This is a genomic window from Halorubrum distributum JCM 10118, from assembly GCF_000337335.1.
GTDB classification, from domain to species: domain Archaea; phylum Halobacteriota; class Halobacteria; order Halobacteriales; family Haloferacaceae; genus Halorubrum; species Halorubrum distributum.
This window is the reverse complement of record NZ_AOJN01000018.1, coordinates 13,291-27,491: the sequence shown is the minus strand read 5'-3', so window position 1 is coordinate 27,491 and position 14,201 is coordinate 13,291. Positions and strand designations below refer to the sequence as shown.

The 14,201-nt window shown below is 67.8% G+C and carries 16 protein-coding genes; 5 read left to right on the top strand and 11 right to left on the bottom strand.

What is annotated here, in order from left to right; translation table 11 throughout:
- Positions 1-24: 24 nt before the first annotated feature.
- From C466_RS02165 to C466_RS02150, 4 genes are all read right to left on the bottom strand, one after another.
- The gene (locus tag C466_RS02165; RefSeq protein WP_004597108.1) at positions 25-930 is read right to left on the bottom strand and encodes a DUF106 domain-containing protein; all 906 of its coding nucleotides are present in this window, start codon (positions 928-930) and stop codon (positions 25-27) included.
- Between the two features lie 182 nt (positions 931-1,112).
- Complete coding sequence (locus C466_RS02160) at positions 1,113-1,736, bottom strand: adenylate kinase (RefSeq protein ID WP_004597109.1); 624 nt, start codon at positions 1,734-1,736, stop codon at positions 1,113-1,115.
- 50 nt (positions 1,737-1,786) lie between these two features.
- Positions 1,787-2,365 carry a GNAT family N-acetyltransferase gene (locus tag C466_RS02155; protein ID WP_004597110.1) on the bottom strand — a complete coding sequence of 193 codons (579 nt, stop codon included), beginning with the start codon at positions 2,363-2,365 and terminating at the stop codon, positions 1,787-1,789.
- Positions 2,362-2,730, bottom strand: coding sequence for a universal stress protein (locus tag C466_RS02150; RefSeq protein ID WP_004597111.1), 369 nt, complete (start codon positions 2,728-2,730; stop codon positions 2,362-2,364). The genes C466_RS02155 and C466_RS02150 overlap by 4 nt, the downstream gene beginning before the upstream one ends.
- A 90-nt stretch (positions 2,731-2,820) precedes the next feature.
- On the opposite strand from C466_RS02150, the gene C466_RS02145 reads away from it, so the two are divergent.
- The gene (locus tag C466_RS02145) at positions 2,821-3,585 is read left to right on the top strand and encodes a DUF5806 family protein (RefSeq protein ID WP_004597112.1); all 765 of its coding nucleotides are present in this window, start codon (positions 2,821-2,823) and stop codon (positions 3,583-3,585) included.
- The gene (locus C466_RS02140; protein ID WP_004597113.1) at positions 3,582-5,240 is read left to right on the top strand and encodes an ATP-binding protein; all 1,659 of its coding nucleotides are present in this window, start codon (positions 3,582-3,584) and stop codon (positions 5,238-5,240) included. Before C466_RS02145 ends, C466_RS02140 begins: the two co-directional genes overlap by 4 nt.
- Positions 5,241-5,247: 7 nt before the next feature.
- Here the strand turns inward: C466_RS02140 and C466_RS02135 are convergent, their stop codons facing one another.
- From C466_RS02135 to C466_RS02125, 3 genes are all read right to left on the bottom strand, one after another.
- On the bottom strand, positions 5,248-6,969 hold the full coding sequence (locus tag C466_RS02135; RefSeq protein WP_004597114.1) for an aldehyde ferredoxin oxidoreductase family protein: 1,722 nt from the start codon (positions 6,967-6,969) through the stop codon (positions 5,248-5,250).
- Positions 6,970-7,461: 492 nt separating this feature from the next.
- Entirely contained in the window at positions 7,462-7,992 is a 531-nt protein-coding gene (locus C466_RS02130) for a metallophosphoesterase (protein ID WP_004597115.1), read from the bottom strand.
- Between the two features lie 221 nt (positions 7,993-8,213).
- Entirely contained in the window at positions 8,214-8,657 is a 444-nt protein-coding gene (locus tag C466_RS02125; RefSeq protein ID WP_049908369.1) for a hypothetical protein, read from the bottom strand.
- A gap of 138 nt (positions 8,658-8,795) precedes the next feature.
- Here C466_RS02125 and C466_RS16730 point away from each other — a divergent pair, with 138 nt between their 5' ends.
- Entirely contained in the window at positions 8,796-8,960 is a 165-nt protein-coding gene (locus tag C466_RS16730) for a hypothetical protein (protein ID WP_160163045.1), read from the top strand.
- 321 nt (positions 8,961-9,281) lie between these two features.
- Positions 9,282-9,626 (top strand): hypothetical protein, encoded by a 345-nt coding sequence (locus tag C466_RS15780; RefSeq protein ID WP_004597116.1) that lies wholly within the window; start codon positions 9,282-9,284, stop codon positions 9,624-9,626.
- Between the two features lie 91 nt (positions 9,627-9,717).
- On the opposite strand, the gene C466_RS02120 is transcribed toward C466_RS15780, so the two are convergent.
- The 4 genes from C466_RS02120 to glyA all read right to left on the bottom strand — a co-directional run bounded on the left by C466_RS02120 (position 9,718) and on the right by glyA (position 13,006).
- The gene (locus C466_RS02120; RefSeq protein WP_004597117.1) at positions 9,718-10,719 is read right to left on the bottom strand and encodes an ornithine cyclodeaminase family protein; all 1,002 of its coding nucleotides are present in this window, start codon (positions 10,717-10,719) and stop codon (positions 9,718-9,720) included.
- 100 nt (positions 10,720-10,819) lie between these two features.
- The gene (locus tag C466_RS02115) at positions 10,820-11,089 is read right to left on the bottom strand and encodes a hypothetical protein (protein WP_004597118.1); all 270 of its coding nucleotides are present in this window, start codon (positions 11,087-11,089) and stop codon (positions 10,820-10,822) included.
- Between the two features lie 184 nt (positions 11,090-11,273).
- A complete protein-coding gene (locus C466_RS02110; RefSeq protein WP_004597119.1) occupies positions 11,274-11,684 on the bottom strand; it encodes a DUF3054 domain-containing protein in 411 nt (136 codons plus the stop codon).
- A gap of 74 nt (positions 11,685-11,758) precedes the next feature.
- Positions 11,759-13,006 carry a serine hydroxymethyltransferase gene (glyA, locus tag C466_RS02105; protein WP_004597120.1) on the bottom strand — a complete coding sequence of 416 codons (1,248 nt, stop codon included), beginning with the start codon at positions 13,004-13,006 and terminating at the stop codon, positions 11,759-11,761.
- Between the two features lie 286 nt (positions 13,007-13,292).
- Between glyA and tbsP the strand changes: the two genes are divergently transcribed.
- Complete coding sequence (gene tbsP, locus C466_RS02100; protein WP_004597121.1) at positions 13,293-14,114, top strand: transcriptional regulator TbsP; 822 nt, start codon at positions 13,293-13,295, stop codon at positions 14,112-14,114.
- Positions 14,115-14,201 lie beyond the last annotated feature (87 nt).

Sequence of the window (14,201 nt, the reverse complement as noted above, 5' to 3'; positions counted from 1 at the left end):
CGGGTCGAAATCGGCGCGCGTCGCCTACGAGGAGGACGGCGACATCTCGATGTTGAGGCTCTTCTGGACCAGCTGCGTGAACGCCATCGAGCAGAGGAAGTACCAGAGGATCCACATCTGGATCGGGCCGACGATGCCGGTGTCCCAGGTGACGGAACCGGCGAGCGGCACGACGAGCTCCTGTGCGGCGACGGCCGGATACGCGGCGTCCGACCCGCGGTAGCCGATCACCCAGAACATCCAGAGGAACGCGGGGATGGTGAGGAACATGATCCACACCATCGGGCGGAACTGCTCTTTGAACATGCCGAGCTGGTCGCCCATCGCCTCCATCTGCTCTTCTTGGATCTCGTCGAGCGCCTCGTCGTCGTCGCGCTTCTCGGCCTCCTTCCGACGCTCCTGGATGTCCTTCATCCGGTCTTGATACGCGCCCATCTTCTCCATGTCCATGAGCCCGGCGCGCAGCAGCGTCGAGTAGAGCCCCGTTCCGAGCGCGATGACCATGATCACCACGTAGAAGGGGACCACGTTCAGGAGGGGGCCGAGGACCACGTCGATGGCGCCGGCGATCGCGTTGCGGACCGGGCCGACCGCGTAGCCGACGAACGCGCCGAGCGTCGCCACCCCGGCGAGCTTGTCCCACTTCGACCAAGTGGTCGTCTCCGGCGTCTCCACGTCGCCGCCTGAATCGTCGTCATCTTCCAAGCCGGCCTCGATTCCCTCGCGGTCGGCCAGCGTGAACCCCTCCTCGCCGTCCACGAGGATCTCCTTCTCGATGAGCCGGCCCCACTGCCCGCTCGATATTTTGTCGCGAACGTCGACCCAACGGACTTCGCCGCCGCTGGCGTTGTCGAGGACGACTTGAATGGCGTCCCGCATCTCGCCGTCATCGCGGACCAGCGAGCGGACTCGCCGTTCGACTTTGCTCATTAGCGGCCGGTTAGCGGTCGACGGTTAAGAACCTTGTAGGATCGCCGCTCGGATCGGCTTCCCTCGACGACGCGAGTCGGCCTCCGGCGGCGACGCTGATCGGTTTCCGGCGGCGACGCCGATCGGTTTCCGGCGACGCGGGTTAGCTCTCGACGACGCGGGTTAGCTCTCGACGACGCGGGTTAGCTCTCGACGACGTCGCGGATCCGGGCGAAGACCTCGTCCGGGGTCGCCTCGCCGTCGACCTCGACGAGCACACCCTCGTCGCGGAAGTGGTCCACGACGGGCTCGGTGTTGTCGTAGAACACCTGGAGCCGCTCGCGGGCGGTCTCCTCGGTGTCGTCCTCGCGCTGGATCAGCTCGCCGCCGCACTCGTCGCAGACGCCCGCCTCCTCGGGGGGTTGGAAGTCGACGTGGTAGTTCGCGCCGCAGTCGTCGCAGACCCGGCGGCCGGTGAGGCGGTCGACGAGCACCTCCTCGTCGACGTCGAGGAGGATGACGGCGTCGAGGTCCGTAATCTCCGAGAGGTACTCGGCCTGCTCGAGGTTGCGCGGGTAGCCGTCGAGGACGAACCCGTCGGCGTCGTCGAGCGCGGCCTCGACGATCTCGTTGACGACCGGGTCGGGGACCAGTTCGCCCGCGTCCATGAACGACTTCGGCGTCCCGTACTCCGTCTCCATCTCCTTGTTCGCGCGGAGCGCGTCGCCGGTCGTGACGTGCTCGACGCCGTACTCGTCGGCCAGCTTCGCGCTCTGCGTCCCCTTTCCGGCGCCGGGCGCTCCCAACAGCAGAATTCGGTGGCTCATACCGGAGCGGTCGCGGGCCGCCCCTAAAGGCTTGAAGATTCCGGCCAACGCTACTCGCCGCCGTCGTCCGGGTCGGGATCGGCGTCCTCGTCGTCGGCCGCGTGAAGCCGCAGCCCCATCTCCAGCTCGAAGCTCTCGGCGTCGGAGGTCTCGAAGCCGATCTTCTTGTACAGCGAGACCGCGGCGCGGTTCCACCGCTCCACCGTGAGCCACACCTTCTCGACGCCGTTCGCCTGCCCGTGCCCGAGCAGCCCGCGGATGAGGTGGGTGCCGATTCCGGCGCGCTGGTACTCCTGATGGACGAAGATCGCCAGCTCGTAGGCGTCGCCGTCGGGGACGAGCGTCGCGTGGCCGGCGACTTCGTCGCCGCACCAGGCGATCACGTTGTAGCAGTCGCCGGCGAGGATCGCCGAGAGCCACTCGCGGATGCGGTCCTCGCCGCCCGGCGGGATCCCCTGCGCGCGGTCGGCCGGGTCGAAGGCGTCGTACATCTCGACGAGCGCCTCGCGGGTCTCGTCGTCCCCCTCGTACGGCCGGATCTCGATCTCGCGGTCCTCGCGGTCGGTGAACGCGGTCGGCGGCGGCGGGAACTCGTCCGCCACCGCGTCCGGGTAGCCTCGGTCGCTCATCTGACCAGCGTGACCGAGGTCTTGGCGTTCAACAGGACGAACTCCGCGATCGGGCCGATCGTGATCTTCCCCATCGGACTCGTGTGGCCGCCGCCCAACACGATCTCCTCGAACCCCTCGGTCTCGGCGATCTCGACCAGCCGGCTCCCCGGGTCGCCCTCGACGCGGCGCACCTCGGCGTCGATTTCGGCCTCGTCGGCCGCCGCCTCGGCGCGTTCGACGACCTCGTCGGGCGACACCGAGGAGTCCTCGTTGTCGACCACGGCGATCGTCAGGTCGTCGTTCGCGACCGCCGCCCGGTCGACCGTCCGGTCGAGCGCGCGGAACGAGTCGTCGCTGCCGCCGATCCCGCAGAGCACCTTCATGCCCCATCCGTTCACGCGACGATACAAAAGTGGATCTCCGAGCGGGGGACCACCGACAAGGCTTTTGCCCGCCCGCGGAGTTTCGGATGTATGAGCGATCACACCGGTTCGGCGGCCGATTCGGCCGGTGACACCGGCGACTCCCCCGCGGACCGGTCCCCGCCCGAGGATCGACCCGCCTCCGAGGGCGGCGACGAGGACTCCGACTCCCGAGCGGGTGACGGAACGGACGAGGAGACACCGGCCGCGGGGGCGGACGCGACCGACGACGAACAGGAGACGACCGCGACCGGCGACGAGACCGCCGGCGAGACCGACGAGGACGTGCCGCGGGACGTCCAGAAGTACGAGCGGTTCAAGAAGATGGACGGCGCGCGCTACGAGCGCGTCAACGAGTTCCTCCGCGACCGGACGTACATCACGGCCCGCGAGTGGGCGATCGCGCGGCTCTGCGCCGACTTCCGCACGGAGACCGGCGTCGAGATGACGAAGATCGGCGAGAACCTCCCGGAGCTCGTCCCGTTCATGACCGACACGTACACCCCACAGGCGGTCAACCAGGCGCGCTACTCCTTCGAGGAGAAGGTGACGAAGGCGGGCGCGACGTTCCTCTACGGCGCGATGTCCGGCTTCTTCACCGCCGAGGACCTCGACGAGATGATGTACGAGGTGACGGAGGTCGCGAAGTTCCTCCTCGAGGTCGAGGGCGTCGACCTCGCGGTCGCCGACGAGCTGGAGGCCGAGGATAAGATCAGCGAGGTGATGCGCGACGTGCGCGCCTCCTCGGCGGACCTCCGCGGCGAAGAGGTGCGCTGCCCCGAGTGCGGGCACGTCCACAAACCGACCGAAGAGTGACGATGGACCGGTTTCCGGAGGCGATCGACGCGACCCCCGACCCGACGCTCGTCGTCGACGGCGACGGCGTCGTCCGCGCGGGCACCCCGAGCGTCGAGGCGGTGTTCGGGCTCGACCCGGACGGCCTCTCCGGCCGCTCCATTACCGACGTGTTCGAGGACCCGGCCGGGTTGGATCGAGACGAGTCCGCGTCGATACCGGCCCTCGAGACCGGCTCGGGCGACGATGCCCACGACTCCGAGATCGGCCGGGACGCGACGGGCGCCGAGGGGGCGGACGACGCCCACGACGTGGACGCGCTGATCGACACGGTGCGCGCCGGCGAGTCGCGGTCGCTCGCCGACGGCTTCGAGCTCGTCGTGCGGCGCGGCGACGGCGGCGCGGTTCCGGTCCGCGTCAGCGTCGGGGCCTTCGAGCTCGACGGCGAGCCGTACGCGGTCGTCACCGCCATCGACGTCTCGAACGAGCGGACGCGACAGCTGACGCTCCGGCGCCGCACGGAGACGCTCGAATCGCTTCACGACGCGACCAGGGAGCTGCTGAAGACGACCGACAGGGAGGCGGCGGCCGAGGCGGCGGTGTCGTACGTCGACGACGTGCTCGGCCACCCCATCGCCGCGATCTGGCTGCACGACGAGCGACGGGACGTGCTCGAACCCATCGTCTGGACCGACACCGCCGAGGCGGTGGTCGGCGACCACCCGACGTTCGACGCCGACGGACGGAGCATCACTTGGGAGGCCTTCGAGAGCGGCGAGCCGACCTACGTGGCGGACGTGGACGACGAGCCCGAGCGCTACAGCGACGACGCGACGATCCGCAGCGAGCTCGTCGTCCCGCTCGGCCGGTACGGCGTGTTGAACATCGGCGCCACGACCGCGGACGCCTTCGACGACTCGGATCTTGCGGTGGCGCAGATCTGGGCGGCGACGGTGACGATGGTCCTCGTCCGCATCGAGCGGGAGCGACAGCTCCGCCGGCGCGAGGCCGAGGTCGCCCGCGAGCGCGACCGCTTGGAGGAGTTCGCGAGCCTCGTCTCGCATGACCTGCGGAGCCCGCTCAACGTCGCGGCCGGCAACCTCGAAATCGTCAGCGACCGCCTCGCGGACGAGTCGATAGACATCGGGGAGCTCGACGCGGTGGAGCGCTCGCTGGACCGGATGGACGCGCTCATCGAGGACATGCTCGCGCTGGCCCGACAGGGAACCGGCATCGACGAGACCGAACCCGTCCCCCTCGCCGACTTCGCCGCGGAGTGCTGGGAGACCGTCGACACCGAGTCGGCGACGCTGTCGGCCGAGACGAACGCCGTCGTCGCCGCAGACCGGAGCCGCCTGCGGCAGGCGCTCGAGAACCTCTTCGGGAACGCCGTCACCCACGCGGGCCCCGACGTCGCCGTCACGGTGGGCGCGCTCCCCGACGGCGACGGCTTCTACGTCGCGGACGACGGCCCCGGGATCGACCCCGCGGACCGCGAGGCGGTGTTCGAGGCGGGCGTGACGTCGGACCCGGACGGGACCGGCTTCGGGCTGAAGATCGTCGGCGAGGTCGCCGAGGCGCACGGGTGGACGGTCGAGCTCGCCGAGAGCGAGACGGGCGGCACCCGGTTCGAGTTCCGGGGCGTCGAGGTCGAGTCGAGCGAGGGAGGAGCGTAAGGCCCGCTCAGTCGTCGGCGGGCGCCGCGCTCGCCGGGTCGAGCCCGTCGCCGTGGTCGGGGACGGTGCCGTCGTCGTTCCAGCCGCGGAGCGCGTAGTACTCGGAGAGCGCCGCGTCGAACCCCTCGATGGCGTCGGCGTACGGGAGCGTGTCGTCCGCGCGGTCGAAGCCGCGGGCGTTGTTGAACGCGCGCTCCAGCTCGACGATCCGCGCGCCCAGCGTCTGGAGGCCGTCGTAGTCGGCGTCGAGCAGCGCCGCGAGCCGGTCGTCCGTGACGGTGCCCCGCGAGAACTTACATATCACCGCGGAGTCGAGGACCGCGTTGCGGTTCTCCTTCGCGACGAGCTTCGGCGGCTTCCCCTCCAGCCCCTCGGGATCGAGGGCGTCGTCGGGGTCGACGAGGGGGTACTCGTAGGGGTAGAACTCCCCGTACATGTGGTCTGCGCCGCGGTTCGCGGTCGCGAACGCGAGCCCCTGGCCGTTGAGCGCGCGGCCGTCGTGGCCGGAGAACTCCATCCCCTTCACCGTCCAGTCCTCGGCGCCGAACTCCTCGCTGGCGCGGTGGACGCCCTCAGCGAGCTTGTCGCCGACGCCATCGCGGTAGGCGATCTGCTCGACGAGCGAGCGGACGAGCCCCGCGTTGCCGAACTCGTCCTCGCTCTGGAGGAACATCGAGACGACGTCGCCACAGGAGATGGTGTCCATCCCGAGCTCGTCGCACAGCTCGTTGGCGCGCATCACGTCGACCACGTCGTCGACGCCCGCGTTCGAGCCGAACGCCATCACCGTCTCGAACTCCGGGCCCTCCGTCTCGACGCCGGTCGCCTCGTCGCGGGTGGGGAGCTTACAGGCGAACGCGCACCCCGAGCAGGTCCCCTTCTTGTACTTCTTCTCCTCGACGCGGTCGCCGGAGATGCCCTCGACGCCCTCGAAGGAGGTCTCGGCGAAGTAGTACGACGGGAGCGCGTCCACCTCGTTGGCCAGCTCCGTCACGCTCGTCGTCCCCTGCCGTTTCATGATCGAGTCGGAGGTGGCCGCCTCGCGGTGGACCTCGCCTGCCTCGTCGGGCCAGTCGACCTCGATTTCGGCGTCCGCGTCTCCGTCGAAGGTGAGCGCCTTCACGCCCTTCGACCCGAGGACCGCCCCCAGCCCGCCGCGGCCGAACGCCCGCGTGTCCGAGGTCATGATCGAGGCGAACCGGACCGCGTTCTCGCCCGCGGGACCGACGCAGGCGACGTGTTCGGGCTCCAGGTCGCGCGTCTCGGCGAACCGGTCGGAGACGGCCGACACTTCGGCCTCCGCCAAGTCCGGAACCTCCTCGAAGGTCACGTTCGGCTCGCCGTCCGGCGCGATTTCGCGGACGTGGACCGCGAGGAGGTCGTCGCTCGCGCCGACGAGCTCGACGGCCGCGTACCCCGCGCCCGTGAAGTTCCGCGAGAGGAACCCGCCGGCGTTCGACGAGAGCAGGCCGTTCGTGAGCGGCGAGAGCCCCGTGGCGGCCATCCGGCCGGTGTAGGAGGTCGTCGAGTACTGCATCGGGCCGGTCGAAAAATACAGCCGGTTCTCCGGCCCGAGCGGGTCGGCGTCGAACGGGATCCGGTCGTACGCGAGCGACGTGTTGAGCCCGCGGCCGCCGACGAACGACGCGAGCCGGTCGTCGATCGGTTCCGTCGACGCGGTCCGCTCAGTCAGGTCGATCGTGAGGAGCGGTCCCTGCGCGTGTCTCATGGGGCCACAGAGCATGCGGGCGGCGATAAAACTCGGGGTGGTCGAGGTTTAAATATCACTCAGCGGCGGCGCGATCGTTTATAAAGATCGGTGCGGTGGCGCGTGCCTGCGAGGCCGCCTTGGGGCCGAGCAGCACGCGCGAGGGAGTCAGTCGCCGGAGCGAAGCGGAGGCGACTGACGAGGCTGGGGAGGCGTGAGGCGCTGTGCGGAGCTGATCGGGGCGGGACTCAAAGGGGTAGCCGCGAGGGCCGCGCAGACGACGTAAGCACCGCAGCGAGTGAGCGGAGCGAACGAGAGAGGAGCACAACGAGTGTGCGCGGCCCTCGCGGCTGGGGCTTTGGAGGTGTTCTCCGCCGATCCAGCAGCAGTAATTTATAAGTGAGCGGCTGGGTGGTTAGCGACTTTCACCGCAGAGCCGACGACGATTTATAGATATCCGACGCTGTATCGCGATTCAATTTATAAACGGCCGACCTGCGGCACGCGCGTTCCTTATTCGTCGAGGACGTGGTGCGTCACGGCCTCGACGCCGGACGCCGCCGTGTCGAGCGTCGCGACATGGAACGCGTCGTCCGCGCCGTCGACCGGAATCGGGAGCCCACCGGGGTTCACGCGGACGGTCCCGCCGCGCGCCTCGACGCCGTGCGCGTGGGTGTGCCCGTGGAGCACGTAGTCGTAGTCGCCGCAGTCGACGAGCGCGTCGACGAGGACTTCGCTCGTGCCGTGGGTGACCGCGACGTCGACGGCGTCGCTCGCTCCGTCGCCGTCGCCGAACGAGAGCGCGGCGGCCTCGCCGTGGTACTCGCCGAACTCCTCGACGGTCGACTCGACCGCCCACTCGCCGTCGTTGTTCCCGCGGACCGCGTGGAACGCGAAGTCGGCGTCGAACGGTGTCGCGGAGAAGGGGGCGACGAAGTCGCCGCAGTGGACGACCGCGTCGACCCCCTCGCGCTCGAACAGCGAGACGGCCGCCTCGACCGCGGCCAAGTCGTCGTGCGTGTCGGAGACGATGCCGATCAGCATGTGGGCGGGAGGCGGGCGCAGCACTTGAATTCCGGTGCCTCGAGATGGTTTCCGAGGCTCTGTTGAAATCCTTAAGATCTGATGGAATCGGAGTGCGAGATACAGAGCGTGTATGTTACAGCCATCGGCGCTCATTTCACCCGTCGAAGACTGAGCCAGCCACGGAGTGAGATTGGAAATAATCGAGTGAACGGAGTGTGAGGGTGAAACAATATCGAGACCTACGCTGACGAGTCGTTTTGTGGCCGTTCGACAGATCGCTGTGAGGGAGATAGCGACGAGAAAGGAACGTCTCGAATCAAGATGTCTTCATCTCCGAACGGAAACGCGAGAACGACTGTGACCGCTCTTTCGCCCGTCTCAAGTCGCTGGGAGCGAGCCACGTCATCCCACCGTGCGAAGACCCGATAATCACCGACTCGATCGAAGCCGTCAAACTCGACGACTTCACCCGGTTCAAGTTCGTACGTTTCCCAAAAGACCGGCTCCGATTCGCTCTCGAACAACACGCTGAGGGACTGCTGGCTTTGCGTCTCATTCCGGAAGGTGGTGTATCGGACTTCCGAGGTTCGAAATTCGTCGACGAACTCTGATCCGAGGGTCCAACTAAAGACTCCAGCACAGGCACCGACGAGGGCAGAGAGCATCTCCCGGCGTTTACTCATTTATATCAATCTTCATGTGAGACAGATAAATCTAGCTCTGTTGAAATCCTCAGCAACTGATAGTTTTTCACCCCAATCGCTCAGCACAGAGGAACGAGTTTTCGGTAGGTACTTTGTTCAATTCTGTTGATTTGCGATATGGTCTCCCGCGAGAACCAGAAACTAGCCGCCTCTGCTGTGGTTGCCCTCGTTGTTCTTGTCGTCCTACGGGCATTGACGGGTTTTGGGCTGTTGTCGAGGTTTGCGATCGTCGTCGTCGCCGTACTCGTCACACAATATGTCTTCGAACGGGCGTATCAGTAGGCACCCTTCAGTGACCAGTTGTTTCAGGCAAGAGCCTATCTGAAGAAGAGGATTTCAGCAGAGCCGAGAGTCTGATTTCAATCAGCACGAAGAATCGCGGCGAACCGCTCGATGCGGGAGATTACGCGCCCGCGTGTGCGCCAGCCCCCCACCCCCGCGCGGGGGATGGAGGCCGGAATTCTCGCCGATATTTCGCTCACGAACACGTCATTGACTCTGTAGAAATCCCCATATCTTGACACGAATTACGTGCGAGATACAGAGGATGTAGTCAGCAACTAAGTTCGTGGTTTTTTGACCTCATAGATAGCACAACAGTATATGACAGAAGATATCTCACTCGATGGTCGGACGCTTGTTGGCGTTGCAAACACCGATTCGGGGGAAGTGAGTGGAGATACTCGCTTCGAGTTTGAACAGGAAGGCGAACGAATTTACGCACACTATGCTGGTGGAAGTATTGTCGATGGCCATCTCGTCGGAACGTTTGACGGAAATGAATGGAATATCAGGTATTCACAGATCAACACGGAGAACGAAACCGCGAGTGGCCACTCTGTGGGCACCGTCGAACTGCTTGGCGATGGTCGCGTGCGTATCGAAGACAAGTGGGAATGGGAGTCACAGGATGGTAGTGGCGAGTCAGTGCTTGAAGAGATCGTCTGAAACGAACTCTACTCTGGCCGATTCGCGCTCTGTATTCAGCACGGCTCCAAGTACATATCACCGGTTAGGATCGTAACAGAGCTGTTTCCAACTACTCGCCCGTCAGCGCATCGCTCGCGGGCGCGAGGTCGATGGTCTGCCCGCGGCCCGCCTCGCTCGCGCGCTCGTAGAGCATGTGCGCGGCCGCGACCGTCTCGACCCCGGTCCCGCCCGAGTCGAAGACGGTCACCTCGTCGTCGCTCGTCCGACCGGGGTGGTCGCCCGCGACGACCTCGCCGAGGTCGGCCGCGATGCCCTCGCCCTCCGGGATCAGTCCGGCCGCGACCGCGGCGAGGTACGACCCGGCGTCCTGCGTCGCGCGCGCTCGGAGGTCGGGGACGTACGTCGCCCGCGCGACGAGCTCCGGCGGGAGCTCGTTCTTCTCCGGGTGGTACTGCCCCATCGCCGTGACGTGCGTGCCCGGCTCTACGTCGGCGTCGTCGACCACGGGGTCGCTCGCGGTCGTCGCGGTGATGACCACGTCGGCGCCGGCCAGCGCGTCGCCCGCGCTCTCGACCGGCGACACGTCGGCGTCGAGTCGCTCGTCGAAGTCGGCGGCGAACGACTCTCGGCTCTCCGGAGTCGGCGAGAAGACGCGGACGGCCTCGAACTCGCGGACCGTCGCGGTCGTCGCGACCTGCCCGCGCGCCTGCGCGCCGCTGCCGATCACGGCGAGGTCGGTCGCGTCGTCGCGGGCGAGCGCGTCGACCGCGACCGCTCCGGCGGCACCCGTCTTAAACGGGTTCATCGACGCGCCGTCGAGCAGCGCGAGCGGCGCGCCCGACTCGGCGTCGAACAGCGGCGTCATGAACCACGCGTCCCCCGCGCCGAAGCCGGCGGAGTAGGAGTAGCCGCCCATCGCGCCCGTCTCCGGGAGGACGGCGGCGTAGGTCGTGAACATCCCCGGCGGCTCGCGGTTGAACAGCTTCGTCCGCGGCTCCGCGGGCGCTCCCTCGCCCACCTGTCGGTAGGCGTCGCGCACGGCGGCGACGTAGTCGGCCGGCTCGGCGAGGTCGTCGACCTCGGAACTCGTGAGGAACAGGGCCTCCGTCATACCCGCCCACTCGGGGCGCGGGGACTAAACGGTACAGGACGCGGCGATCGGTCGCGGCCGGCGGCCCGGGGCCGCGACGAGCGGAACGCCCCGCCGCCGCTCAGTCGGCGGTGCCCGCGGAGGAACCGCCCGCCGCCGAGCCCCCGACCGCGGAGCGCTCGCCGGCGTCGCCGTCGAACGACCGCTCCGAGGGCGCGTCGCTGGCGACTGGATTTCGGACGAACATCGCGTGAGCCATTACCGTCCCCGCGGCGACGGCGCCGAACGGGAGCGCCGAGGTTACGGACAACCCGACCAGCGTGAGCGAGGCGGTCACACCGATCAGCGCTACCGGGATGAGCCCAAGGACGTAGTCGTAGTATCCAGTCATGCTTCCGTTGAATACTAACGTCGAAATCCATATTAAATTTTTCCCGCGGTTCGGAGGCGGTTCGTTCGTGAACACGCAGATGTAACTCATAACTTATGAGCCGGAAGGTGGTGTCGTCGACGCAGGTCGAGATCGCCAAAAGGTGGAAGAAACGGCTTTCGAGCCCAGAAATCGGCCGAGAACGCTACCGGAGCCGGAAGTAGAGCGCCCGCCAGCCGCCGAGCGCGAGCGATCCCGTCACGAGCATGACGGCCGCGAAGGTGAGTTCGGCGCCGCCGCGGAACACGAACGCGCGGAGGGCGAGCCCGAGGACCGCGGCGGGGATCCACGACCGGACGACGAGCGGCACCGACGACTTCGCCGTCTCGGCCGCGCCCGCGGAGTACGCGCCCACGAGCGGCGCGATCAGGGCCCACGCGATCAGGAAGGGCGCGTAAACGCCCGGCAGGTACAGCGGGTTCGCGGTCAGGAACTCGACGGTGGTGTGGTTGAGCGTCCCGACGGTCAACAGGAGGATCAACGCGATCACGTCCCCGACGGCGAGCGGCGCGGCGCCGCGGTCGAGGCGGGCGGCGAGAAACGACGGAGCGTCCATACCGACTCCTGTGAGCCGCCCCCACTTTTACGCACGGATTCTCGTCGACGCGGACCGCCGCCGACCGCGGGTCACTACTCGTACAGCGGGTGCGCCTCGCAGAGCTCGACGACGCGCTCGCCGACCTCGTAGATGACGTCCTCGCTGTCGACGTTGTCGACGACGCGGTAGATCAGGTCGCCGACCTCCTCGATCGCGTCGGCGTCGAAGCCGCGGGTGGTGAGCCCGGCGGTGCCCGCGCGGATCCCGGAGGGGTCGAACGGCGAGCGCGTCTCGCCGGGGACCGTGTTCCCGTTGAGGACGATGTTCGCGGCCGCGAGCGCGTCCTCCGCGTCGCCGCCGGAGAGGTCCGGGTGCGAGTCGCGCAGGTCGGCCAGCACCAGGTGGTTGTCGGTCCCGCCGGAGACCAGGGAGAGGCCGTGCTCCTGAAGCGTCTCGGCGAGCACCTCGGCGTTGTCGACCACGTTTTGGGCGTACTCCTCGAACTCGGGCTCGAGCGCCTCCTTGAAGCCGACCGCCTTGCCGGCGACGTTGTGCATCAGCGGGCCGCCCTGCCCCCCGGGGAAAACGGCGCTGTCGACGTCGTCCGCGAACTCCTCGTCGCACATCACGATCCCGCCGCGGCCGGCGCGGATCGTCTTGTGAGTCGAGCCGGTGACGAAGTCGGCGACACCGACCGGCGAGGGGTGGACGCCGGCGGCGACGAGCCCGGTGATGTGCGCGATGTCCGCGAGGTGGTAGGCGTCGACCGCGTCCGCGGCCGCCTGGATCTCCTCCCAGTCGACGGTGCGCGGGTACGCCGAGTAGCCCGAGACGATGATGTCCGGATCGAACGACTCGGCCGCCTCGTGGAGCCCCTCGTAGTCGATGTAGCCGGTCTCGGTGTCGACCTCGTACTGCTCGACCTCGTACAGCTGCCCCGTGAAGTTCGCGGGGTGGCCGTGCGAGAGGTGCCCGCCGTGGTTCAGCTCGAGCGAGAGGATCTTGTCGCCCGGTTCGAGGACGGAGTAGTACACCGCCTGGTTCGCCTGCGTGCCGGAGTGGGGCTGGACGTTGACGTGGTCGGCGCCCCACAGTTCCTTCGCGCGCTCGATCGCCAGCTCCTCGACCTCGTCGGCGTACTCGCAGCCGGCGTAGTAGCGCGACCCGGGGTAGCCCTCGGCGTACTTGTTGGTGAGGACGCTCCCCTGCGCCTCCAGTACCGCCTCGCTTACGTGGTTCTCGCTCGCGATCATCGCGAGCGTCTGCTCCTGTCTGTCGCGCTCGCCCGCCAGCGCGTCGGCGACCGCCGGGTCGACCTCCCGGACGTGCTCGTGGTCCATGTGCGAACGCGGGCGCGACCGCGCATTAATCCTTCCGTCGGCGGCGAGAGCCGCTTCGGCCGAACCCCGAGGGTGCGGTTCCGCGCCCGCTTCCGCATCGCACTCGTCTGCGTCGCCACCTCGGGATCGTCTGCGTCGTCACCTCGGGATCGCTCCCCTCGAGAGGCATCCGATCGGCGAGGGCTCATCCCCCTTTTTCGGAGGTTTGAGCCCCTCTAACCGTGTTGTTCGTTCCAATAACCCCGTTAATATTAAATACGCAACCGGCCTTGATACTGAGAGATAAATGGTGTCGAATTTACTGGCGGCCGACGTCGAGGCGGCACTCGAAGCGGCGTTCGCCGGGGGCGACGACGAGCTGCTCGTCGTGGACCCCTCCGCGGAGACGATCGTATCGCTGGTCGAGACCGCGGTCGGGCGGGACGACCTCCCGGAGCTGTCGATGCTCGCCGACGAGCGCACGCTCAAGGACGTGATGGACGACTTCGTCGTCGCGTCCCGGGCGGCCGACCTCGTCGCCGACGGCTCCTTGGACCTCCGGGTGCTCGACGGGGAGGTCGACAACGCGCTGTTCGTCTCCCCGTCCCGGGTCGTCGCCCTGGTCACCGCGGGGGACGGCGTCGCCGCGCTCTCGACCGACGACGGCGAGTTCGTCGACGAGGTGTACGACTCCCACCGCGGCGCGTTCGACGACGCGGAGCCGTACACGCTCCGCACGCCGGCGATCAGCCGGGTCCGCGAGACGATGGAGGCGGAGATCGGCGAGGCGGCCCGCGCCGACTTCGACGCCGTCCTCGACGCGACCGAGCGCGACGGCGGCGCCGACCTCGACGAGGTGACCGTCTCGCTGCTCGTCGCGGCGAAGAACGACGTGCTCCTCTATGACATCTCGAAGTGGGGCGAGGACGTCGGCATCGCCTCGAAGGCGACCTTCTCCCGGACGAAGACGCGCCTCGAGGACCTCGGGGTCATTGACACCGAGAAGGTCCCGATCGACGTCGGCCGCCCCCGGCTCCGCCTGAAGCTCGGCGACGAGCGCCTCGAGGGCGTCGACGCCGCGGAGCTGGCCGCCGAGGCCGCCGAGATGATGGCCGCGACGCCCGCCTGAGCGCACTCGCGAACGCCCGCTCCGACCCTCGCCGCGGCACCGCTGAGCGAGCCGCCGCCCGCCGCGGACCCCGCGGCTTTTTTTCGC